Consider the following 21,121-nt stretch of genomic DNA (forward strand, 5'->3'; position numbering starts at 1 on the left):
GCCTCCGTGCCGGCCTCCATAATCGTGAGGCTCGGCATCGGGGCGGGCGCTCTTCCTCCCGTGCCCGCGACGGTGCGAGGCCGTGAAGCAGGGACCTCGGCGAGCGGTCACACATTCTCCGCCACGAAGAGATCAAAGGGCAGGAACACCCGCGCCGGCTCTTCGCCCGCGAGCGCGCCGAGCATCAGGCGGAGCGCCGTCTCGACCAGCCGCCCCACCGGCGTGCCGATCACCGCGTCGAGAACGCCGTCCTCGAGCGCGAGGCGCGTCGCCGGGATCAGCTCGTTGCAGACGGCGACGATCGGCGCGCCGCCGCCCCGCTCGCGCAGCGCCGCGATCAGCCCCTCCATGCCGCCGCCCGCGTCATAGATGCCGACGAGGTCGGGCGCCCGCTTGAGGAGTTCCAGCGTCGCCTCGTGCGAGAGCCGCGAATCCTCGAGATTGGCGAGCGATTCGAGCAGGCGGAACTGCGGCGCCTTCTCGCGGAAATAGGAGCGGAAGCTCATCTCGGCGCGTTCGTGATTGGTGTAGCGATGGCTGCCGACGAGGATGCCGACCGGCCCGGGCGTCCGCGCCAGCCGGGCGATCGCCCAGGCGGCGGTGCGGCCGGCCTTGTTCGGATCGATGCCGACATGGCCGGCGACGGCCGGCGTCGACAACTCCGCGAGCAGGGTGACGACCGGCACGCCGCGCGCCGCGAGCGCCTCGACGGCCGCCGCGACCTTCGGATGGTCGGCGGCGACCAGCGCCACCACATCCGCCCGCTCGCCGAGCGCCATCAGCTTCGCGGCCACGGCGGGCGGCGCGAGATCATCGTTGAAATCGACCAGCGGCCGGCCGCGCACCGCCGTGAGCGCCCGCGTCGCCTCGGCGAAGGCCGCCGCCATCGGCTGATAGAAGCGGTCGTTGCGGCCCTGCAGCAGGAAGCCGAGCGTCTTCGTCTCGACGATCTCGTCGAGCCGCCGCCGCAGCAGCGTGGTGCCGTGATAGCCGAGCGCCTCGGCCGCGGCGACGACCCGCTCGGCGGTCGCACGCGCGACCGGGGCGCGCTTGTTGAGCACGCGGTCGACGGTCGCGACGCCCACCCCGGCCGCCCGCGCAACATCGGCGAGCGTGGTGCGCGCACTCATCGGGCCGCCGCGATGATAGAATCCATCATGATCCTCCTCGAAGCGCCTGAGCCGCCTCGATAGGTTCTATCAAGGCCCGATTGCCGGTCAAAGCGCAGCCGGCTACTCTTTCGAGCAAGAAGAATTCGCAACAAGACGCGAACCCCGAGGAGGACACGCCGGATGCCGACCGAGATCCGCCGCGACTACAGCCTGACCGGGCCCGAAGCGGACCGCGCGGTGGCGCGCGGCCTCGCCACAGCCGATTGGTATCAATGTCCGATCCCGCGCAAGGAGATGAAGGCGCTGATGGCGCGCTCCGACGGGCCGGCGCTGCGCGACACCGCGATCTGGTTCGCCGCGCTGTTCCTCTCCGGCCTCGGCGGCTGGTATTTCTGGGGCACCTGGTGGTGCGTGCCGTTCTTCGCCGTCTACGGCATCCTCTACGGCTCGTCCTCCGATTCCCGCTGGCACGAATGCGGCCACGGCACAGCCTTCAAGACGCCCTGGATGAACGAGGTGGTCTATCAGATCGCCTGCTTCATGATCCTGCGCGAGCCGACCGTCTGGCGCTGGAGCCATACCCGGCACCACACCGACACGATCATCGTCGGCCGCGATCCCGAGATCGCCGCGCCGCGTCCGCCGGACATCGCCGGCATCCTGCTCAACGTCTTCGCGCTCAAGAGCTCGTGGGTGGCGCTGAAGAAGATCGCGCTGCACGCCACCGGCCGGCTCTATCCCGACGAGGCGCTCTACATTCCCGAGAGCGAACGCGGCAAGGTGTTCCGCGTCGCGCGGATCTATCTCGTCATCCTCATCGCCGTCGCCGCCTGGTGCCTCGCCATCGGTTCGATCCTGCCGGCGATGTTCATCGGCCTGCCGACGCTCTATGGCGCCGCCTTCGTCGTCGTCTTCGGCCTGACGCAGCACGCCGGCCTCGACGAGGACGTGCTCGACCACCGGCTCAACAGCCGCACGGTCTACATGAACCCGGTCTTCCGCTTCCTCTACTGGAACATGAACTATCACGTCGAGCACCACATGTTCCCGATGGTGCCCTACCATCAGTTGCCGAAGCTGCACGCCCGCATCAAGGACGATTGCCCGACGCCCTATTCGGGCCTCTGGGAGGCCTATCGCGAGATCATCCCGGCGCTCTGGCGGCAGCGGAAGGACCCGCGCTTCTTCGTCCGGCGCCGTTTGCCCGGCCATGCGCGGCCGCTCGGCGCGCCGCCGGCCGGCGCCGTGCCGGCGGAATGAACGGGCGCGGCGGCAGCCCCCGATCCCTGCCGCCGCCGGCCGACAGCATGAGGAGGATGGAATGAGCGCCACAACGGCGATCCGCTGGGTCGAGGCCTGCGCGGTCGAGGACATCGACGCGGAGGACGTCATCCGCTTCGACCACGAGGGGCGGACCTTCGCGATCTACCGCGCCCCCGACGGCCGCTTCCACGCCACAGACGGGCTCTGCACGCACGAGCGGGTGCATCTCGCCGACGGTCTCGTCATGGGATCGATCATCGAATGCCCGAAGCACAACGGCCGGTTCGACTATACGACGGGCCGGGCGAAGGGCGCCCCGGTCTGCGTCGATCTCGCCACCTATCCGGTGCGGATCGACGGCGACACGGTCCTGATCGGCCTCGGCTGAGGCGCCGACAGAGCTCGGCCGTTGTCCGGTCCGCACGGCCGCCGGCTGCGGCCTGCTCTCCGGCCCGCACGGTCACCGCGGCCGCCGGGAGCCCCCTCTCCCGCCCTGCGGGAGAGGGTCGGGGTGAGGGCCTTTCTCTCCACCGCGCGCGGTCCCTCGGCCTCTCTCACCCCACCCTCTCCACACGCGGCGAGGAAACCAGCCCTCGGTGGCGGAGGACGGAACCATGCAGTCGATCGTCGTCGTCGGAGCCGGCGAGGCCGGGGCGCGGGCCGCGCTGGCGCTGCGCGAGAACGGCTTTTCCGGCCGCGTGACGCTCGTCGGCGCCGAGGCTCATCCGCCCTATGAGCGGCCGCCGCTGTCGAAGGCGGCGCTGCTCGACGACGCCGAGCCGGAGCCGCGCACCATCCTGCGCGCGGCGGAATTCGGCGAGGCCGGCGTCGTCCATCTCGCGCGGGCGACCGCGACCGGAATCGACCGCGCCGGCCATCGCCTCCAGCTCGCCGACGGCCGCGCCCTTGCCTATGACCGCCTGCTCCTCGCGACCGGCGCGACCGCCCGGCCGCTCGCCCTGCCCGGCGCGGCGGAGACGGGCGTGCTCACCCTGCGCGGCTTTCCCGATGCGCTGGCGCTGCGCGCCGCCCTGCAGCCGGGCCGGCGCATCATCGTCATCGGCGGCGGTTTCATCGGCCTCGAGCTCGCGGCGGCTGCGGTGGTCCGGGGCGCGACCGTCACGCTGGTCGAGCTGGCGCCGCGGCTGCTCGCGCGTGCGGTCCCGGCGCCGCTCGCCGCCCTCATCGCCGCGCGGCACGAAGCGGCCGGCGTCCGCATCCTGACCGGCACGGGCATCGCCGAACTCCGCCGTGACGGCGCGGAACGGCTCGTCGTGCTCGCGACCGGCGAGACGCTCGCCGCCGACACGGTGATCGCCGGCATCGGCGCGCTGCCCGAAACCGCGCTCGCCGCCTCCGCCGGCCTCGCGCTCGACAACGGCATCGCGGTGGATGCGACGCTCGCCTCGGGCGACCCCGACATCTTCGCCGCCGGCGATTGTTGCTCCTTCCCGCATCCGCTCTATGGCGGACGGCGGATCCGGCTCGAGGCCTGGCGGAACGCGCAGGACCAGGGCAACACGGCCGCCCGCAACCTCCTCGGCGCGGCCGAACCGCACGCCGCCGTGCCCTGGTTCTGGTCCGACCAGTACGAGCTGACGCTGCAGATCGCCGGTCTGCCGGACGAGGGCGTCGAGACCGTGACGCGCGATCTCGGCACGGCACGGCTCGATTTCCACCGCGCCGCCGACGGCCGTCTCGTCGCGGTGAGCGCGCTCGGCCCCAATGCGGCGATCGCGAAGGAGGTCCGCCTCGCCGAAATGCTGATCGCCCGCCGCGCCGCCCCCGACGCCGCCTCGCTCGCCGCGCCCGCGGTGCGGCTCAAGACGCTGCTCGCCTGATCGGCAGCCCCTCCCCTCTCGCGCCGGAGGGGGGAAGGGACCGAAGCCGAAGGCCCTCGCCACAGCAAAGCACCCGTCACCCCGGCCTCCGTGCCGGGGTCCATGATCGTGATGCCGGGCGAAGGGGGCGCCGCCGCCATCCCGCGCTCCCGTCATCCTCGCGAAGGCGAGAATCCATCACGCCGAGCCGTCCGTGGTTGCGCTTCAAACGTGCGACCGCCTCGCGGCTTTCGCCGGGATGACAGATGGATAGGGCCGCCCGTGAACGCCCACCCGAACGATTATGGATGCCGGCACGGAGGCCGGCATGACGGATGGAGGGGGCTGTTCGAAACCCTCACACGAGGGAGGGCGGACGGACAGTGGGAGCCCGAGAGAGCCCTCGCCACGGCAAAGCACCCGTCACCCCGGCCTCCGTGCCGGGGTCCATAATCGTGACGCCGGACGAGAGGGGCGACGCCGCCATCCCCCGCACCCGTCATCCTCGCAAAGGCGAGGATCCATCACGCCGAGCCGTCCGTGGTTGCGCCTCAAACGTGAGGCTGCCTCGCGGCCTTCGCCGGGATGACAGATGGATGGGGCGGCCCGTGAATGCCCACCCGAACGATTATCGATGCCGGCACGGAGGCCGGCATGACGGGTGGAGGGGGCTGTTCGAAGCCCTCACACGAGGGAGGGCGGACGGACAGCGGGAGCCCGAGAGAGCCCTCGCCACACCAGAGCACCCGTCACCCCGGCCTCCGTGCCGGGGTCCATAATCGTGACGCCGGGCGAAAGGGGGCGCCGCCGCCATCCCGCGCACCCGTCATCCTCGCGAAGGCGAGGATCCATCACGCCGAGCCGTCCGTGGTTGCACTTCGAACGTGAGGCTGCCTCGCGGCTTTCGCCGGGATGACAGATGGATAGGGCCGCCCCTGAATGCCCACCCGAACGATTATGGATGCCGGCACGGAGGCCGGCATGACGGGTGGAGGGGGCTGTCCGAAGCCCTCACACGAGGGAGAACGGACGGACAGCGAGAACCCGAGAGAGCCCTCGCCACGGCAAAGCACCCGTCACCCCGGCCTCCGTGCCGGGGTCCATAATCGTGACGCCGGGCGAAAGGGGGCGCCGCCGCCATCCCCCGCACCCGTTATCCTCGAAGGCGAGGACCCATCACGCCGCGCCGTCCGTGGTTGCGCTTCGAACGTGCGACCGCCTCGCGGCTTTCGCCGGGATGACAGATGGATAGGGCCGCCCGTGAACGCCCACCCGAACGATTATGGATGCCGGCACGGAGGCCGGCATGACGGGTGGGGGGGCTGTTCGAAGCCCTCACACGAGGGAGGGCGGACGGACAGCGGGAGCCCGAGAGAGCCCTCGCCACGGCAAAGCACCCGTCACCCCGGCCTCCGTGCCGGGGTCCATAATCGTGACGCCGGGCGAGGCACGGACGGGCGCCCTCCCTCAGACCGTCTGCCAGGCGCCCGTCTCAGTCGAGCGGTAGAGCGCGTCGATGACGCGCATGTTGCGCACCGCGTCCTCGATCGGGAACTCCGCCTCCTCCTCGCCGAGGAAGATGCGCGCTGCGGCCTCCGCCTGCAGCGTATACTGGTCGCAGGGGGCGATCTCTTCGGTGCGCGGCGGCTCGGGATCGAGCGGCCCCTTGAGGTCGACCAATATCCGCGTCGCCTCGCCCTGCGGCGCGTTGAGCGAGACCGGAACCTCGATGCGGCCCTTGGTGCCGATGACCTGCGTCGTCTGATAGGGCGAGAGCTGCGTCGAGCTCGTGAAGACGAGCCGCCGGCCGCCGCCGAAATCGACGATGCCGCTCGCCAGCCGGTCGGTCTTCATCACCGGGTCGAAATCGATCAGCGAAACGGCGCGCAGCGGCTCGGCGCCGAACAGGTAGCGCGCGAGCACCACCGCATAGCAGCCGATGTCGTAGAGGCCGCCGCCGCCGATGCCGGCCATATTGCGGATGTTCGCCGGGTCGGCATTGAAATAGCTGAGCGTCACCGAGACGAGGCCGACGGCGCCGATCTCGCCGGACCGCACGATCTCGCGGGTGCGGATCCATTGCGGGTGCTGGCGCACCATGAAGGCCTCGAGCACCTGCTTGCCGCTCGCGTCGCGCGCCGCGATCAGCGTCTCGGCCTCCTTGGCGTCGAGCGCGATCGGCTTCTCGCAGAGCACGTGCTTGCCGGCCTCGAGCGCCTTGATCGACAGCGGCACATGGAGATGGTTCGGCAGCGGATTGTAGACCGCGTCGATCTCCGGATCGGCGAGCAGTTCCTCATAGCTGCCATAGTGCTTCGGAAAGCCGAACTGCCGCGCCACCGCCTCCGCGCGGGCGGCGTCGCGCGAGGCGATCGCCGTGATCTGCCCCTGCGGCGATTTGAGCATGCCCGGGATCACCTTGCGCACCCCGATCGCCGCCGTGCTCAGAACGCCCCAACGGATCGTCGCCATGCCATCCTCCCCTCGATGTCCTCTGCGGCCGAGCGATAGCAGTCGCGCCCCGCCCTGTCGATTGGAGGGACCGGCCATCGCGCGCTTGCGGCGCCGGCCGCCCGGCGCTTAGAACGGGGAGCCGCGCCGGCGCGCGGAGCCAGCCCCGCCAGCCGGAGACGCCGCCTTGGATTTCTCCCTCCCCTACCCGTCCGTCCGCCAGCCCGTGCTCGGCCGGGCGATGGTGGCGACCTCGCAGCCGCTCGCCGCGCAGGCCGGCCTCGCGATGATGGCGCTCGGCGGCAATGCGATCGATGCCGCGATCGCCGCGGCGATGGCGCTCACCGTGGTCGAGCCGACCGGCTGCGGACTCGGCTCGGATGCCTTCGCGATCCTGTGGGACGGCGACCGGCTGCACGGGCTGAACGCCTCCGGCCGGGCGCCCGCCGGCTGGACGCCCGATCGCTTCGCCGGGCTCGCCGCCATGCCGCGCCGCGGCTGGGGGGCGGTGACGGTACCGGGCGCCGTCTCGGCCTGGATCGCGCTGTGGCGCCGCTTCGGCACGCTGCCGCTCGCCACCATCGCGGCGCCGGCGATCCGCTATGCCCGCGACGGGCACGCGCTCGCCCCGCTCGTCGCGGCCCGCTGGCAGCATGAAACGCCGACCCTCGAGGACCAGCCGGGATTCGCCGAGGCCTTCATGCCGGGCGGCCGGGCACCGAACGCCGGCGAACTCTTCCGCAACCCCGCCCTCGCGGCGAGCCTCGAGGCGATCGTCGCGAGCGAGGGCGAGGCCTTCTATCGCGGCGCGCTCGCCGCGGCGATGGTCGAGCACGCCAAGGCCCATGGCGGCGCGCTCGCGCTCGACGACCTCGCCGCGCACGAGGCGGAATGGGTCGAGCCGGTCGGCCAGGATTTCGCCGGCGCGCGGGTGTGGGAAATCCCGCCGAACGGCCAGGGCATCGCGACGCTGATCGGCCTCGGCATTCTCGACCGGCTGGAGCCCGGCACGAGGCCGGTCGACGACCCGCAGACGCTCCACCTCGCCATCGAGGCGATGAAGCTCGCGCTCGCCGACACCGCGCGCTTCGTCGGCGAGCCGGCGGCGATGGCGGTATCGCCCGACGATCTGCTCGCCCCCGCCTATCTCGACCGGCGCGCCGCGCTCGTCGATCGGACCCGCGCCGGCGATCCCGGCCATGGCGATCCGCGGCCGGGCGGCACGGTCTATCTCGCCGCCGCCGACCCGTCGGGCCGGATGATCTCCTTCATCCAGTCCAACTATATGGGCTTCGGCTCCGGCGTCGTCGTGCCCGGCACGGGCATCAGCCTGCAGAACCGCGGCGCCGGCTTCAGCCTCGATCCCACCCATCCGAATGCGGTCGGCCCGGGCAAGCGGCCCTTCCACACCATCATCCCGGGCTTCGTGACAAAGGACGGCGCGCCGTTGCAGGCCTTCGGCGTGATGGGAGGGCCGATGCAGGCGCAGGGCCATCTGCAGATGGCGCTGCGCACGCTCGTCTACGACCAGAACCCGCAGGCGGCCGCGGACGCGCCGCGCTGGCGCGTCGAGAAGGGTCGCAAGGTGGCCGTCGAGCCGGGGCTCGGAGCGGAGACGATCGCCGCCCTGTCGGCGCTCGGCCACGAGGTGGTGGTCGAGCCGCCGGATGCGGTGTTCGCCTTCGGCGGCGCGCAGCTCATCGTGCGCACCGAGGCCGGCTATGTCGGCGGCTCGGACCTCAGGAAGGACGGCCAGGCGGTCGCCTTCTGAGGACGCGCCGCCGGGTCGCGAAGCGCAGGCCCGTCGTCTCGCGGGCCGCGGCCCGTCATGCCGCGGTCGTCAGGCCGCGGTCCGTCATGCCGCTTTGGGCTTGCGGCCGTAGGAGCGGTCGGGCGTGCCGCGGAAGAGCGACATGTGGGTGTGGGTGGCGACGAAGGGTTCGTCGACGCTTCTGCGCTCGAGCGTCACGGTCGCCCGTCCCTTGCGGTCGAAAGGCGTTCCGTCCTCGGTGAAGCCGGTCGAATCCCAGATGCCGAGCCCCGTCGCGAACAGGCGATCGGGCGAGACGAGCGCCCGTACGTCGCCGATGCGGAACTGGAAGCCCTCGATCGTACCCCAGACATTGCGCCACTGCTGCCGCTCCGATTCGGGCTGGCCGACGACGAAGTCCTGGAACGTGCCGAAGATCAGCAGGTCGTTGTCGAAGAGCGGCCGGGCGCCCTCGTAATCGACCTTCTGGACGTGACGGGAAAGCGCGTCGAACCACGCCCTCACCGCCTCGAGATCCGCCGCCTCGGCCCGCAGCCCCGGTTCCGTCGTCATCGTTCCGTCTTCCTCGTTCCGCGCCGGAGCGCTCTGGATACTGTACACGAGAGGAAGCTAGATCGAACGGCGCCGCCCGCACAAGGCACGATGTTGCGCAAAACGGCGCGCCGGCGGGCAGCAGCCTAGGCGACGAGGCCGCCGTCGACGGCGATCGTCTGGCCGGTCAGATAGCGCGCCTCGGGCGATACCAGATGGGCGATCGTCGCGGCGATCTCCTCGACCCGGGCATAGCGGCCGGCCGGGATGGCGGCGAGGCGTTCCGGCTTCTCCGGCAGCGAATCGACGAAGCCCGGCGCGACCGCGTTGACGCTCACCCCGTCCTTCGCCCACTCCCGCGCCAGCATGCGGACATAGTTGGTGAGCGCGGCGCGCAGCGCCGAGGAGACGACGAACACCGGATCGGGCCGCAGCGCGGCATAGCTCGACACCGCGACGAAGGCGCCGCCGGTCGCCGCGAGATCGGCACCGGTGAGCCGGGCGAGCCGCACGGTCGGCATCAGGATCATGTCGAGCGCGGCGTGCCAGTCGCCGTCGGTGAGCCCGGTGAGCGTGCCCTTGGCGGCATGGCCGACGCTCACCACCACGGCGTCGATGCGGCCGGTCTTCTCGCGCGCCGCAGCGACGAGGCTTTCGAGGTCGGCGGCCGACGTCACGTCGCCGCGCACCGCGAAGCCGCCGATCTCGGCGGCGATCGCCTCCGTTCCTTCCGAGCGGCCGAGCACGCCGACCGTATAGCCGTCGGCGGCGAGGCGGCGGGCGGCGGCGGCGCCGATGCCCTTCGAGGCGGCGGTGACGATGGCGGTCTTCGACATGATGGCGGCTCCTCTTTCCCGGCCGCGTTTACGGCAGAGCCGGCCGCCCGTCGAGCCCGTCCGTCGGCGCGCGCCGCTCAGGCGGCGAGATCGGCCACCACGGCGTCGAGCACGAAGGCGCCGGCGCGGGTGGCGCGGACGCGGTCGGGGCCGATCGTCTCGACCATGCCGTGCGCGACGAGATCGGCGAGCCGGCCCGGATCGAGGCCGCGGCCGGCGATGGCGCGGTAGCGGCGCAGGTCGATGCCCTCGACGAGCCGCAGCCCCATCAGGAGCATCTCGTCGCCGGCCTCCTCCTCGCTCAGAATGTCGTCGGCATCGACCCCGTCGCCCCAGGATTCGACCCGCGCGAGCCAGCGCTCCGGCTCGCGCGCCGTGGCGAGGGCGTGCCGCCGGCCGCCGGACACCAGCCGGCCGTGCGCCCCCGGGCCGACGCCGGCATATTCGCCATAGCGCCAGTAGACGAGATTGTGACGGCATTCGCCGCCCGGCACGGCGTGGTTCGACACCTCATAGGCCGGCATGCCGTGCGCCTCGCAGACGGCTTGCGTGACCGCATAGAGCGCCGCGCCGGTCTCCTCGTCGGGCATGGCGAGCTTGCCGGCGCGATAGAGCTTCTCGAACATCGTGTCCGGCTCGATCGTCAGCTGGTAGAGCGACAGATGGTCGGAGGCGAGGCCGATCGCCCGTTCGAGCTCGGCCGCCCAGGCCTCCGGCGTCTGGCCCGGCCGGCCATAGATCAGGTCGAAGGAGAGCCGCGGGAACGTCTCGCGCGCCAGCCGGATCGCGGCGAGCGCCTGGTCGACATCGTGCAGCCGGCCGAGGAAGCGCAGCTCCCGGTCGTCGAGCGCCTGGACGCCGAGCGAGACGCGGTTGACCCCGGCGGCGCGATAGCCGCGGAACCGCTCCGCCTCGACCGAGGAGGGGTTCGCCTCCATCGAGATCTCGGCATCGGCATCCACCGTCCAGGCGGCCGCGACCGCGTCGAGCACGGCGCCGACCGTCTCCGGCGCCATCAGCGAGGGCGTGCCGCCGCCGAGGAAGATCGAGGTCACGCGCTTGCCCGGCGCCCGCTCGGCCATCGCCCGGGCCTCGGCGGCGAGCGCGGCGGCGAAGCGGGCCTGGTCGACGGGCGCGTGCCGGACATGGCTGTTGAAGTCGCAATAGGGGCACTTCGCCGCGCAGAACGGCCAGTGCACATAGACGCCGAAACCCGGATCGGCGGGCGGCGGCGCCGCATCCGCGGCCCGCGCGGACCCGGCGGGAACGGCGAGCCGGCTCATCCCGCGAGCCTCGCCGCGGCAAAGAGGGCGAAGGCCCGCGCCCGGTGCGACAGCGGATCGTCGAGCCCGTGCTTCTCCTCGGAACTCATCTCGCCGAAGGTGCGCGTCTCTCCCTCCGGCAGGAACATCGGATCGTAGCCGAAGCCCTTGTCGCCGCGCGGCGGCCAGACGAGCGTGCCCTCGACCTCGCCGCGGAAGAATTCGGCCCGGCCGTCCGGCGCGGCGAGGCAGAGCACGGCGACGAAGCGCGCGCCGCGGCCTTGCGGCGTCGTCGCGCCGGCGCGCTGCAGGCCTTCCTCGACATTCCTCATGGCGCGGGCGAAATCCTTGTCCGGCCCCGCCCAGCGGGCGGAATAGATGCCGGGATCGCCGCCGAGCGCGTCGACGGCGAGGCCCGAATCGTCGGCGAGCGCGATATGGCCGGAGGCCTGCGCCGCCGCATGGGCCTTCAGCGCGGCGTTCTCCTCGAAGGTCGAGCCGGTTTCCTCCGGCTCCGGCAGGCCGAGCGCGCCGGCCGACACCGCCTTCAGGCCGAAGGGGGCGACCATCGCCTCGATCTCGGCGAGCTTGCCGGCATTGTGCGTGGCGACGACGAGCGTCGCGCCGGGCGCGAGGCGGATCGGATCGAGGGCTTCCACGTCCATCGGCGGTCTCCTCAGAGAATCACCTGCTTCTGCAGCGCGACCAGTTCGCCGATGCCGCGCCGGGCGAGCGCCAGCATGGCGGTCAGCTGCGCCTCGTCGAAGGGGCGCCCTTCGGCCGTGCCCTGGATCTCGACGATGCCGCCCGAGCCGGTCATGACGAAATTGGCGTCGGTCTCGGCCTCGGAATCCTCGGCATAGTCGAGGTCGAGCACCGGCGTACCGCGATAGATGCCGACGGAGACGGCGGCAATATGATCGCGGATCGGCTTCGGCCCGACCATGTTGCGGCTCTTCATCCAGGCGATGCAGTCATACACCGCAATGAAAGCGCCGGTCACCGAGGCGGTGCGGGTGCCGCCATCGGCCTGGATGACGTCGCAATCGACCGTGATCTGCTTCTCGCCGAGATGGACGAGGTCGACGACGGCGCGCAGCGACCGGCCGATCAGCCGCTGGATCTCGAGCGTGCGGCCGGACTGCCGGCCCGACGCCGCCTCGCGCTTCATCCGGTCGCCGGTGGCGCGCGGCAGCATGCCGTATTCGGCCGTCACCCAGCCCTTGCCCGAACCGCGCAGCCAGGCCGGCGGCTTCTCCTCGACGCTCGCCGTGCACAGCACGTGCGTATCGCCGAAGCGGACCAGGCACGAGCCCTCCGCGTGCTTGGCGACGCCGCGCTCGAGGCTGACGGCGCGGAGGGCATCGGCGGGTCGTCCGGAGGGTCGCATGTCGAATCCCGTTCTCAAAGCGTTCCTGCCGCTTGTAACGGCAAGCAACCACGCGGCAAAGGCCGGCTTGAAGCGCGCGGCAAAATCGACACTTAATTTCCCGGCGGGTGTTTCCCGCCCCTCTCGATCTGGAGACCGCCCCTTGTCCGGCGACCGCATCCCCTCCGAAGCGTCGGCCTCGGCCCTGTGGAAACTCGACCGCAGGTCGCGCGAGATCTTCCGCCACATCGTCGAGAGCTATCTCGACACCGGCGAGCCGGTCGGCTCGCGCAATCTGTCGCGTATTCTGCCGATGGCGCTGTCGCCCGCATCGGTGCGCAACGTCATGGCCGATCTCGAACATCTCGGCCTGATCTTCGCGCCGCACACCTCGGCGGGCCGGCTGCCGACCGAAGGCGGGCTCCGCCTTTTCGTCGATGCGATGCTCGAGGTCGGCGACCTCGCCGCCGACGAGCGGCGCCAGATCGAGGCGCAGGTCGCCGGCTCGGGCGGCGGCCGCACCGTCGAGAGCGTGCTGTCGGAGGCGAGCCGCATGCTGTCCGGTCTGTCGCGCGGGGCCGGCGTCGTGCTCGCCCAGAAGTCGGATGCGCGGCTGAAGCACATCGAATTCGTGCGGCTCGAGCCGATGAAGGCGCTCGTCGTGCTGGTCGCCGAGGACGGCACGGTCGAGAACCGGCTGATCCCGCTCGATCCCGGCACCACGCCCTCGACGCTCACCGAGGCATCCAACTATCTCAACAATTCGCTGCGCGGCCGCACCCTCGCCGAGGCGCGGGCCGAGCTCGAAGCGCGGCAGGAGAAGGCCCGCGCCGAGCTCGACCAGCTGACCGCGAAGCTCGTCGATGCCGGCCTCGCGAGCTGGGCGGCGAGCGGCCAGGGCGGGCGGCCGGAAACGCTCATCGTGCGCGGCCAGGCCAATCTCCTCGAGGACGTCAAGGCGGCGGAAGACCTCGAACGCATCCGCCTGCTCTTCGACGACATCGAGACGCAGCAGGAACTGATCCACCTGCTCGGCCGCGCCGAGGAGGGCGACGGGGTGCGCATCTTCATCGGCTCGGAGAACAAGCTGTTCTCGCTGTCGGGCTCCTCGCTCGTCGTCTCGCCCTATCGCGACAGCGAGAGCCGGGTGATCGGCGTGCTCGGCGTGATCGGCCCGACGCGGCTCAACTACGCCCGCATCGTGCCGATGGTCGACTACACCGCCCGGCTGGTCGGCCGCGTGCTCGGCAAGGCCTGAACCGCCCGCTCCGTGCCGCTGTCAGCGCTGCGCGAAGGCGAGCCGGACGCCGAGTGCGACGAAGGCGGCGGCGAAGGCCCGCCGCATCCAGGCGAGCACGCCCGGCCGCGACAGCACCTGCCGGCGCACCGCGGCGGCGAACACGCCGTAGAGCACGAAGACCGCGAAGGTGAGCGCCATGAACACGGCGCTGAGGGCGAGCATCCGCTCGAGCCCGGCCGGGTCGTCGGCGCGGACGAATTGCGGCAGGAAGGCGAAGAAGAAGATCGACAGCTTCGGATTGAGGATGTTGACGAGCACGCCCGAGACGATCACCTGCCGCGCCGAGCGGGGTGCCGCCTCCGGCTCGACCCGCAGCGCGCCGCGGTCCTTCAGCGTCGCATAGGCCATATAGAGCAGATAGGCGACGCCGAGGACCTTCAGCGTCTCGAAGGCGAGCGCGCTCGCATGGAGGAGCGCGGCGAGGCCGGTCACCGCCGCGAGCATGTGCGGCACGATGCCGAGCGTGCAGGCGAGGGCGGCGACGACGCTCGCCCGCGCCCCGCGCGACAGGCCCGCCGCGACGGTGAACAGCACGCCGGTTCCCGGCGAGGCGACGACGATCAGCGACGTCAGCAGAAACTCGATCCCCATCCCGACCCTCCCCCGGCGGGCCGACGCTCCGCCGGACCGCCCTTCAAATCACGCGCCCCCGCCCGGCCGCTCCATTCCCACTCTCCCGCCCGCTGGAAAGGGGGAGACCGGCCACCGTCACGCCCCGCGGGGCGGCTGGTCGTCGGCGCGGGGGTCGAGCGCGACCGTCTCCGGCGTCTGGTTCTTCAGGAGCGGCATCGGCTGGAAGGCCTCGCGCGCGTCGACCGAGGGCGCGGGCCGGCGGCGCATGCGGTAGAGCGTGTAGGCGATCAGCAGGAGATGCGCGCCGGAGCAGAAGGTGAAGAGCCCCTGCGGCCCGATGTGCTCCATGGCGAGCGCGCCGATGATCGGGCCGATCGCCGTGCCGATGCCCGACATCAGGAGCAGGCCGCCGGCGATCTGGACGAACTCGTCGGGCGCCGCGAAATCGTTCGCATGGGCGACGGTGAGCCCGTACATCGGATAGATCATGCCGCCGAACAGCGCGATCATCGGGATCAGCACATAGGGGTCGTGCGGGTTGAGGAGCGAGATCAGGACGCCCATCACGATCGCCGCGCCCGACACGCCGACGAGCACCACGCGGCGGTCGATCCGGTCCGAGAGCCGGCCGAGCGGCACCTGGGTGAGCGCGCCACCGAGCACCGCGCCGCTCATCAGAAAGGCGATCGCGGCGATCGGAAGGCCGATCTGCTGCGCATAGACGGCGCCGAGCGTGCCGAAGGCTCCGTTGACATTGCCGATGATGAAGCAGCCGACGGCGGCGACCGGCGAATTCGCCATAAGCTTCTTGAGGTCCAGCCGCGACACCTTGAGCGGCCGCGGCGTCTGCGCGGTCGACAGCGCCGAGGGCAGGATCGCGAGACAATAGAAGATCGCGCCGAGCACGAAGAAGAAGAACCCTTCCGCGGGTGCCGTGGCGAGAAGGAGCTGGCCGACCGTCGACGCGGCGAAGTTCACCATCTGATAGACGGAGAAGATCGTGCCGCGGTTCTCGCGGGTCGCCCGCTCGTTGAGCCAGCTCTCGACGATCATCGCCGCGCCGGCGAAGCAGAAGCCGGAAAACGCCCGCAGCACGATCCAGGGCCAGGGCGAGACGACGAGGAGATTGAGGAGGATGGCGACGGCCGCGACGGAGGCCATGACGCCATAGGAGCGGACGTGGCCGACGCGCCGCACCATGCGCGGCACGACGAGGCAGCCGAGCACGAAGCCGGCCGCCCAGCCCGTGCCGATCAGGCCGAGCTCGGTGGTCGAAAAGCCCTCCACCGCGCCGCGGATCGGCAGCAGCAGGCCGTGAATGCCCCCCGCGACGAGGAGAAAGGCGGAACCGAGCAGAAGCGCGGCGACGGGGATGAGCTGGGAGGCCATTCGGCGAAGGGGCTGGCGTGCGACGGGGGGCGGTCGAACCGATTCAAGGGGTCAACCCTTCCTGCGGTCGGGTGACGAAATGATGGCGCCGGACTCTCCTACGGCAGGTTTTACCCGGCCTTTCCACTCTCCCACCGATCGGCCCCGCCGGGAAGCCGGGATGTGTCGCCGGCGCCGCCCGGGCTGCGCCGCGCTGCGGCCTGGACATGGGCGATGCGAGAGCAACCGCCGGGGCACCCCCCTCTCCCGCGCGGCGGGAGAGGGCCGGGGTGAGGGCCTTCTCTCGGTTGACGAAGGAGAGCCACCCTCACCCTTCCGGCCTAACCGTCTCGGTCGCTTGCGCTCCCTGCGACGCCAAGGCCGGAAGCCCTCTCCCGCGCGGCGGGAGAGGGGGGGCGGCGCCGGCTGTGCGGAAATGGGCCGAGACACGCCGGGCGTGCGAGAGCAACCGCTGGAGCTCCCCCTCTCCCGCGCGGCGGGAGAGGGCCGGGGGTGAGGGCCTTCTCTCGGTTGACGAAGAAAGGTGCACCCTCACCCTTCCGTGCGGAAATGGTGGCCGAGGATGCATCGGGCGGGCGGGGGGTCTTGTCAGGCGTGGACGCCGGCCTCGGTCATGCCGGTTATGACGCGCTCGACCGCCTCCACCGAGCTCGTCTTCGGGTCGATGTCGTCGGCGACGACGCGGCCGCGGCGCATCACCACGATCCGGTCGACGACCTGGAAGACGTGGTGGATGTTGTGCGCGATGAAGATGCAGGAATGGCCGGAATCGCGCGCATTGCGCACGAAGGAGAGCACCCCTTGCGTCTCCGCGACGCCGAGATTGTTGGTCGGCTCGTCGAGGATGATCAGGTCGCTGTCGAAATACATCGCCCGGGCGATCGCCACCGCCTGACGCTCGCCGCCCGACAGCGAGCCGATCGGCGTGGTCGGCGGGATGTTCTTCGAGATGCCGACCCGGCGCAGAAGCTCGCCCGCGACCCGGTTCATCCGCTCGTGGTCGAGGCGGTTGAGGAGGCGCGGCCCCTTGATCGGCTCGCGGCCGAGGAAGAGGTTGCGGGCGATCGAGAGCTGGGTGACGAGGGCGGAGTCCTGATAGATCGTCTCGATGCCATAGCCGATCGCATCGGTGGTCGAGCGGATCGACGCCTTCTCGCCGCGCACATAGATCGCGCCGCCGGTCGCCGGAACGGCGCCGGAGAGCACCTTGATGAGCGTCGACTTGCCGGCGCCGTTATCGCCGAGCAGGCCGACGATCTCCCGCTCGCGGACGGTGAAATCGACGCCGTCGAGCGCCCGGACGCGGCCGTAGGACTTCTCGATGCCGACCATGCGGACGAGCGTGCCGTCCGCCGAATGCTGCCGCGCCATGATCAGTTCGCTCCCTGATGCCGGCGATCGAGGAAGGAATGGAGCGTCATCATGCCGAGGATGATCGCGCCGATGAAGATGTTGTAGGCGAGGCCGGGCACGCCGATCAGCACGATGCCGTTGCGCATGACGCGCAGGATCAGGACGCCGAGCACGGTGCCGATGATGGTGCCGCGGCCGCCGGTGAGCGCCGTGCCGCCGATCACCACCATGGCGATCACCTCGAGCTCGTAGCCCTGGCCGCTGTTCGGATTGGCGGCCGAGGTGCGGATCGAGGAGATGATGCCGGCGAAACCGGCGAGCGTCGCCGACAGCATGAAGAGCGCGACCTTGACGCGATCGACCTTGACGCCGCGGGCACGCGCCGCATTGGCGTTGCCGCCCGCGGCCTGGATCCAGTTGCCGGCCTTCGTCCCGGTCAGCACATAGCCGAGCAGCAGGGCGAACAGGATGAACCAGAACAGCGACATATAGAGACGGAAGGGACCGACATAGAAATCGCCGACCAGCACCTCGGCGAGCCAGTGGCCGCCGGCGCTCCAGGTGCGCTGCGGGAAGCCGTCGGTGATGAAGAGCGCCGTGCCGCGCACGACGAGCAGCATGCCGAGCGTGACGAGGAAGGAGGAGATCCGCACCCGGGTGACGAACCAGCCATTCGCGAAGCCGATCAGCGCCGCGACGACCAGCGCGACGACGAAGGCGAGGCCGAGCGAGGTCACCCCGGCGTTGAAGAGCGTCCACATCAGGACCGGCGCGAAGCCGAACACCGAGCCGACGGACAGATCGAACTCGCCGGACGTCATCAGCAGCGTCATGGCGAGCGCGATCAGGCCGAGCTCGACGGTGAAGGACAGCGTGTTCGAGATGTTGAGCGGCGACAGGAATTCCGGATTGATCGACCAGAAGACGACCAGTTCGGCGAGGAGCAGGACGAAGGGTCCGAGCTCGGGCCGCGCCGTCAGGCGCGCGATGAGGGATCGGTTTTCCACGGGGCGGTCCGGCAGGTTGGTGAGAAGGAACGACGTCCCCTCTCCCGCTTGCGGGAGAGGGGCACGGCCGGCGCTTACTTGCCCGACAGGATGGTGTCGTAGACCTGCGCGGTGTCCTTCTCGTAGAGCGCGCCGGTGATGACGTTGAAGCCCGGCGGGATGCCCGACGAGGCCATCGCGGCGAGCGACAGCGCGACATAGCTCGTCGCCTGCGGGTCCTGCCACTGCGCGGCGTTGACATAGCCGTTCAGCACTTCCTGCGTGGTGTCGAGCGAGTTGCCCCAGCCGACGACCGGGATCTCGCCCGGCTGGACGCCGACCTGGTCGAAGACGCGCTTGATCGAGCCGGTGACCAGATCGCCGAGGCCGATGATCGCCTTCACCTTGCTGCGGTTGGCGGTGAGATAATCGACCATGCGGTTGATCACCTCGGCCTGATCGAGCGTCGCCTCGGTCACCTCATAGGTGATGCCGAGCGGCTCGAACACGCTCTTGATGCCTTCCTCTTCCTGCACGCCATAGGTGGCGCCCGGGATCTCGACCGGCATCCAGACGAAATCGCCCTTCTTCACCAGGCCCTTGTCGACCAGATACTGTGCCCAGGCGCGGCCGAAGACGACGTTGTCGCCGCCGACATAGGCGTCGAAGCTGGCGCTCGGATCGGGCGTGTTGAAGTTGATGATCGGGATGCCGGCGGCGTTCGCCTCCTTGGCGACGTCGACGAGGCTGCCCGGATCGGGGCTCGTGGTGACGATGCCGGCCGCCTTGGCGGCGATGGCGGCGCGCACCGCCTCCTGCTGCGAGGCGACATTGCCCTGATGGAAGGAGGTGTTGACCGTCTGGCCGGTGTCCTTGCCCCACTGCTCGGCGCCGGCGAGGAAATAGGTCCAGACCGGATCGGCGGACGTGCCGTGCGAGATCCAGTAGAAGGTCTTCTGCTGCGCCGCCGCCGGCAGGGCGAGCGCCAGGAACAGCCCTGAACAGAGTATGAGGAGCTTCTTCAGCACGTTGGTTTCCTCCCGTTGTGCTTCGTTCGCGCCGGCCTTGCGGCGCCTCGCCCTTGTCGACGGGCGATTGATCGACTCGGGCGGCCGTTCTCCTCCCGGCCGCGCGAGCGAGCGGAGACTGGCACGGAACGGTAGCCGGGTCGAGGGAGGATTATATCATTATGACGAGCCGGCCAGCGCCGGGCCGGAGCCCGCTCAGGCGTCGAACCAGGCGACCGGCAGGAAGCGTTCGAGCGTCGAGAACAGGCAGAATTCCGGCGGGCCGAGCTCGATCACCGGCCGCGCGGTGCGGAAGGTCGCCACGAGCCGGGCGTGGTCGGCGATCTGCGCCTCCGCCGCCTCGGCGGACAGATGGCGCAGCAGATAGCTGAAGGTGATGTGGAAGGCATAGGCGTCGTGGTTCGCCTCGCGGATGCCGAGCCGCAGAGCGAGCGCTTCGCGCAGGCCCCGGATGCGGCGCAGCTCGTCCTCGTCGGCCGGCACGAGCTCGAGCACGGTGCCCCCGGTTCCCATCGGCCGCAATGCCGCGGGGCGCATCCGGAAGCGCTGCGGCGCCCGCATGCCGGCGAGCCGCTCGATGAACAGCCGGTCGATCGCGGCGCGCGGGGTGGCGGCGGGCACGCCCTCCGGCCAGACCTCGACCCGGTCGGGATTGGCGGTGACGCCGCCGAACACCGTCATGTGGTAGCTCTCGGGCGGCAGAAAGGCATAGGAGCCGGCCGAGGGCAGGGCGGCGAGCGCGCCGCCGAGCGCGGCGAGATCGCGCCACAGCGCGGAGACCACCGGCACATGGCAGACGACCGTGTTGCCGCCGAAGCGGAGCGGGCGGCCTCCCGCGTCGAAGCGCGTACCGACCGCCGACGTCTCGCTGCCGGCCGGTCCCGCCGTCAGCCGGGCCTTCCATTCCGCTTCCATCGCCGTCTCTCCGCGTCGTCCGACGCGGGCGACTTAAGGCGTGCCGATGACGGCGCGGTGACGCCGGCTCAGAGGCCGGACTGGTGGCCGGCGAACTGGCCGCGCACCCGGTAGCGGACGAGATAGGAGGCGAGCACCGCCTCCATCGCGGTCGGCTGGATGCCGAGGCCCTCGAGCGTGCGGCCTTCGGCGATCGCTTCCGCCGAGACGACATTGTCCTCGGCGAGGAGCTTCAGCTGGTCGGCGGTGACGAGCGGCTTCGGCAGCAGGCCGAGCACCGAGGCGGCGAGCCGGCCGGCCGCGAAGGGCAGCGGCAGCAGCAGGCGCTCGCGGCCGATCGTCTCGAGCGTCAGCGCCATCAGCTCGCGGAAGGTCTTCACCTCCGGTCCGCCGAGCTCATAGATCGTGCCGGGCGTCGCGCGGTCGTCGAGCGCGCGGGCGATCGCCTCGGCGACGTCGCCGACGAAGACCGGCTGCATGCGGTTCCGTCCGCCGCCGAACAGCGGCAGGAAGGGCGACAGGCCGGCGATGCCGGCGAAGCGGTTGAAGAAGGAATCCTCCGGGCCGAACACCACCGAGGGCCGCATCACGATGGCGGACGGCACGGCGGCGAGCGCCGCCTGCTCGCCCTCGGCCTTGGTGCGGCCGTAGAGCGAGGGGGAATCGGGCCGCGCGCCGATCGCCGAGATCTGCACGAAGCGCGCTATGCCGGCGTCGCGCACGGCCTCGGCGACGGCGCGGGCGCCGAAGGCCTGGGTGGCGGCGAAGGTCTGGCGGCCGCTCTCGTGGAGGATGCCGACGAGATTGACCGCGGCGTCGGCGCCCTCGAGCGCCCTTTCGATCGACCAGCGATAGCGCAGATTGGCCTGCACCGGCATGATCTGCCCGACCGTGCCGAGCGGCTGCAGGAACAGCGCCTTGTCGGGCCGGCGGACGGCGACGCGAATGCGCCAGCCGCGGCGGGCAAGGGCGCGCACGACGTGCCGGCCGACGAAGCCGGAGCCGCCGAACACCGTGACCATTTTCCCCGAAGCCGCGCTCATCGCTCTCTCCGCCGTCTCGACCTTACCGACGCTGATAGCGCGGGCGCGCCCGTACGTCCACGCGACAGGAGCGCCCGCGGCGCCGCGGGGCTCGTTTTTGGGTGGGCTGTGCGACAGAC

At 71.0% G+C, this 21,121-nt stretch carries 19 protein-coding genes; 5 read left to right on the forward strand and 14 right to left on the reverse strand.

Translation table 11 applies throughout. The features are described 5' to 3' along the window. Positions 1 to 107 precede the first annotated feature (107 nt). Positions 108 to 1,130 (reverse strand): LacI family DNA-binding transcriptional regulator, encoded by a 1,023-nt coding sequence (locus GGQ63_RS04310; RefSeq protein WP_183852937.1) that lies wholly within the window; start codon positions 1,128 to 1,130, stop codon positions 108 to 110. 162 nt (positions 1,131 to 1,292) lie between these two features. Between GGQ63_RS04310 and GGQ63_RS04315 the strand changes: the two genes are divergently transcribed. The 3 genes from GGQ63_RS04315 to GGQ63_RS04325 all read left to right on the forward strand — a co-directional run bounded on the left by GGQ63_RS04315 (position 1,293) and on the right by GGQ63_RS04325 (position 4,216). Beyond that, a complete protein-coding gene (locus GGQ63_RS04315) occupies positions 1,293 to 2,372 on the forward strand; it encodes a fatty acid desaturase family protein (RefSeq protein ID WP_183852939.1) in 1,080 nt (359 codons plus the stop codon). A gap of 61 nt (positions 2,373 to 2,433) precedes the next feature. After that, positions 2,434 to 2,763, forward strand: a complete 330-nt coding sequence (locus tag GGQ63_RS04320) for a MocE family 2Fe-2S type ferredoxin (protein WP_183852941.1) — start codon at positions 2,434 to 2,436, stop codon at positions 2,761 to 2,763. A 226-nt stretch (positions 2,764 to 2,989) separates the two neighbouring features. Then, entirely contained in the window at positions 2,990 to 4,216 is a 1,227-nt protein-coding gene (locus GGQ63_RS04325) for an NAD(P)/FAD-dependent oxidoreductase (RefSeq protein ID WP_183852943.1), read from the forward strand. 1,446 nt (positions 4,217 to 5,662) lie between these two features. Here the strand turns inward: GGQ63_RS04325 and GGQ63_RS04330 are convergent. After that, positions 5,663 to 6,667: a Gfo/Idh/MocA family protein gene (locus GGQ63_RS04330; RefSeq protein ID WP_183852945.1), complete on the reverse strand. Its 1,005-nt coding sequence runs from the start codon at positions 6,665 to 6,667 to the stop codon at positions 5,663 to 5,665. Between the two features lie 220 nt (positions 6,668 to 6,887). Here GGQ63_RS04330 and GGQ63_RS04335 point away from each other — a divergent pair, with 220 nt between their 5' ends. Further along, a complete protein-coding gene (locus GGQ63_RS04335) occupies positions 6,888 to 8,417 on the forward strand; it encodes a gamma-glutamyltransferase family protein (protein WP_183853986.1) in 1,530 nt (509 codons plus the stop codon). A gap of 84 nt (positions 8,418 to 8,501) precedes the next feature. Here GGQ63_RS04335 and GGQ63_RS04340 read toward each other — a convergent pair whose 3' ends face one another. From GGQ63_RS04340 to rph, 5 genes are all read right to left on the reverse strand, one after another. Then, positions 8,502 to 8,969 carry a YybH family protein gene (locus GGQ63_RS04340; protein WP_183852947.1) on the reverse strand — a complete coding sequence of 156 codons (468 nt, stop codon included), beginning with the start codon at positions 8,967 to 8,969 and terminating at the stop codon, positions 8,502 to 8,504. A 125-nt stretch (positions 8,970 to 9,094) separates the two neighbouring features. Continuing rightward, on the reverse strand, positions 9,095 to 9,784 hold the full coding sequence (locus GGQ63_RS04345; protein WP_183852949.1) for an SDR family oxidoreductase: 690 nt from the start codon (positions 9,782 to 9,784) through the stop codon (positions 9,095 to 9,097). Positions 9,785 to 9,861: 77 nt separating this feature from the next. Further along, positions 9,862 to 11,067 (reverse strand): radical SAM family heme chaperone HemW, encoded by a 1,206-nt coding sequence (gene hemW, locus GGQ63_RS04350; RefSeq protein WP_183852951.1) that lies wholly within the window; start codon positions 11,065 to 11,067, stop codon positions 9,862 to 9,864. Next, positions 11,064 to 11,711 carry an RdgB/HAM1 family non-canonical purine NTP pyrophosphatase gene (gene rdgB / locus GGQ63_RS04355; RefSeq protein ID WP_183852953.1) on the reverse strand — a complete coding sequence of 216 codons (648 nt, stop codon included), beginning with the start codon at positions 11,709 to 11,711 and terminating at the stop codon, positions 11,064 to 11,066. Before rdgB ends, hemW begins: the two co-directional genes overlap by 4 nt. Before the next feature lie 11 nt (positions 11,712 to 11,722). After that, positions 11,723 to 12,436: a ribonuclease PH gene (gene rph / locus GGQ63_RS04360; protein WP_183852955.1), complete on the reverse strand. Its 714-nt coding sequence runs from the start codon at positions 12,434 to 12,436 to the stop codon at positions 11,723 to 11,725. 142 nt (positions 12,437 to 12,578) lie between these two features. Here rph and hrcA point away from each other — a divergent pair, with 142 nt between their 5' ends. After that, a complete protein-coding gene (hrcA, locus tag GGQ63_RS04365; protein ID WP_210308384.1) occupies positions 12,579 to 13,673 on the forward strand; it encodes a heat-inducible transcriptional repressor HrcA in 1,095 nt (364 codons plus the stop codon). A 21-nt stretch (positions 13,674 to 13,694) separates the two neighbouring features. Here hrcA and GGQ63_RS04370 read toward each other — a convergent pair whose 3' ends face one another. From GGQ63_RS04370 to GGQ63_RS04400, 7 genes are all read right to left on the reverse strand, one after another. Next, entirely contained in the window at positions 13,695 to 14,306 is a 612-nt protein-coding gene (locus GGQ63_RS04370; protein WP_183852957.1) for a LysE family translocator, read from the reverse strand. A 117-nt stretch (positions 14,307 to 14,423) separates the two neighbouring features. Continuing rightward, a complete protein-coding gene (locus GGQ63_RS04375; protein ID WP_183852959.1) occupies positions 14,424 to 15,677 on the reverse strand; it encodes an MFS transporter in 1,254 nt (417 codons plus the stop codon). Positions 15,678 to 16,265: 588 nt separating this feature from the next. Then, the gene (locus tag GGQ63_RS04380; protein WP_183852961.1) at positions 16,266 to 17,048 is read right to left on the reverse strand and encodes an ATP-binding cassette domain-containing protein; all 783 of its coding nucleotides are present in this window, start codon (positions 17,046 to 17,048) and stop codon (positions 16,266 to 16,268) included. Positions 17,049 to 17,050: 2 nt separating this feature from the next. Beyond that, positions 17,051 to 18,037: an ABC transporter permease subunit gene (locus tag GGQ63_RS04385; protein WP_183852963.1), complete on the reverse strand. Its 987-nt coding sequence runs from the start codon at positions 18,035 to 18,037 to the stop codon at positions 17,051 to 17,053. Positions 18,038 to 18,111: 74 nt separating this feature from the next. After that, a complete protein-coding gene (locus tag GGQ63_RS04390) occupies positions 18,112 to 19,041 on the reverse strand; it encodes a substrate-binding domain-containing protein (RefSeq protein WP_210308415.1) in 930 nt (309 codons plus the stop codon). A gap of 198 nt (positions 19,042 to 19,239) precedes the next feature. Beyond that, on the reverse strand, positions 19,240 to 19,959 hold the full coding sequence (locus tag GGQ63_RS04395; RefSeq protein ID WP_183852967.1) for a DUF1868 domain-containing protein: 720 nt from the start codon (positions 19,957 to 19,959) through the stop codon (positions 19,240 to 19,242). A gap of 68 nt (positions 19,960 to 20,027) precedes the next feature. Then, positions 20,028 to 21,002, reverse strand: coding sequence for a complex I NDUFA9 subunit family protein (locus GGQ63_RS04400; RefSeq protein WP_183852969.1), 975 nt, complete (start codon positions 21,000 to 21,002; stop codon positions 20,028 to 20,030). Positions 21,003 to 21,121 lie beyond the last annotated feature (119 nt).

Source organism: Prosthecomicrobium pneumaticum (assembly GCF_014199915.1).
GTDB lineage: Bacteria > Pseudomonadota > Alphaproteobacteria > Rhizobiales > Kaistiaceae > Prosthecomicrobium > Prosthecomicrobium pneumaticum.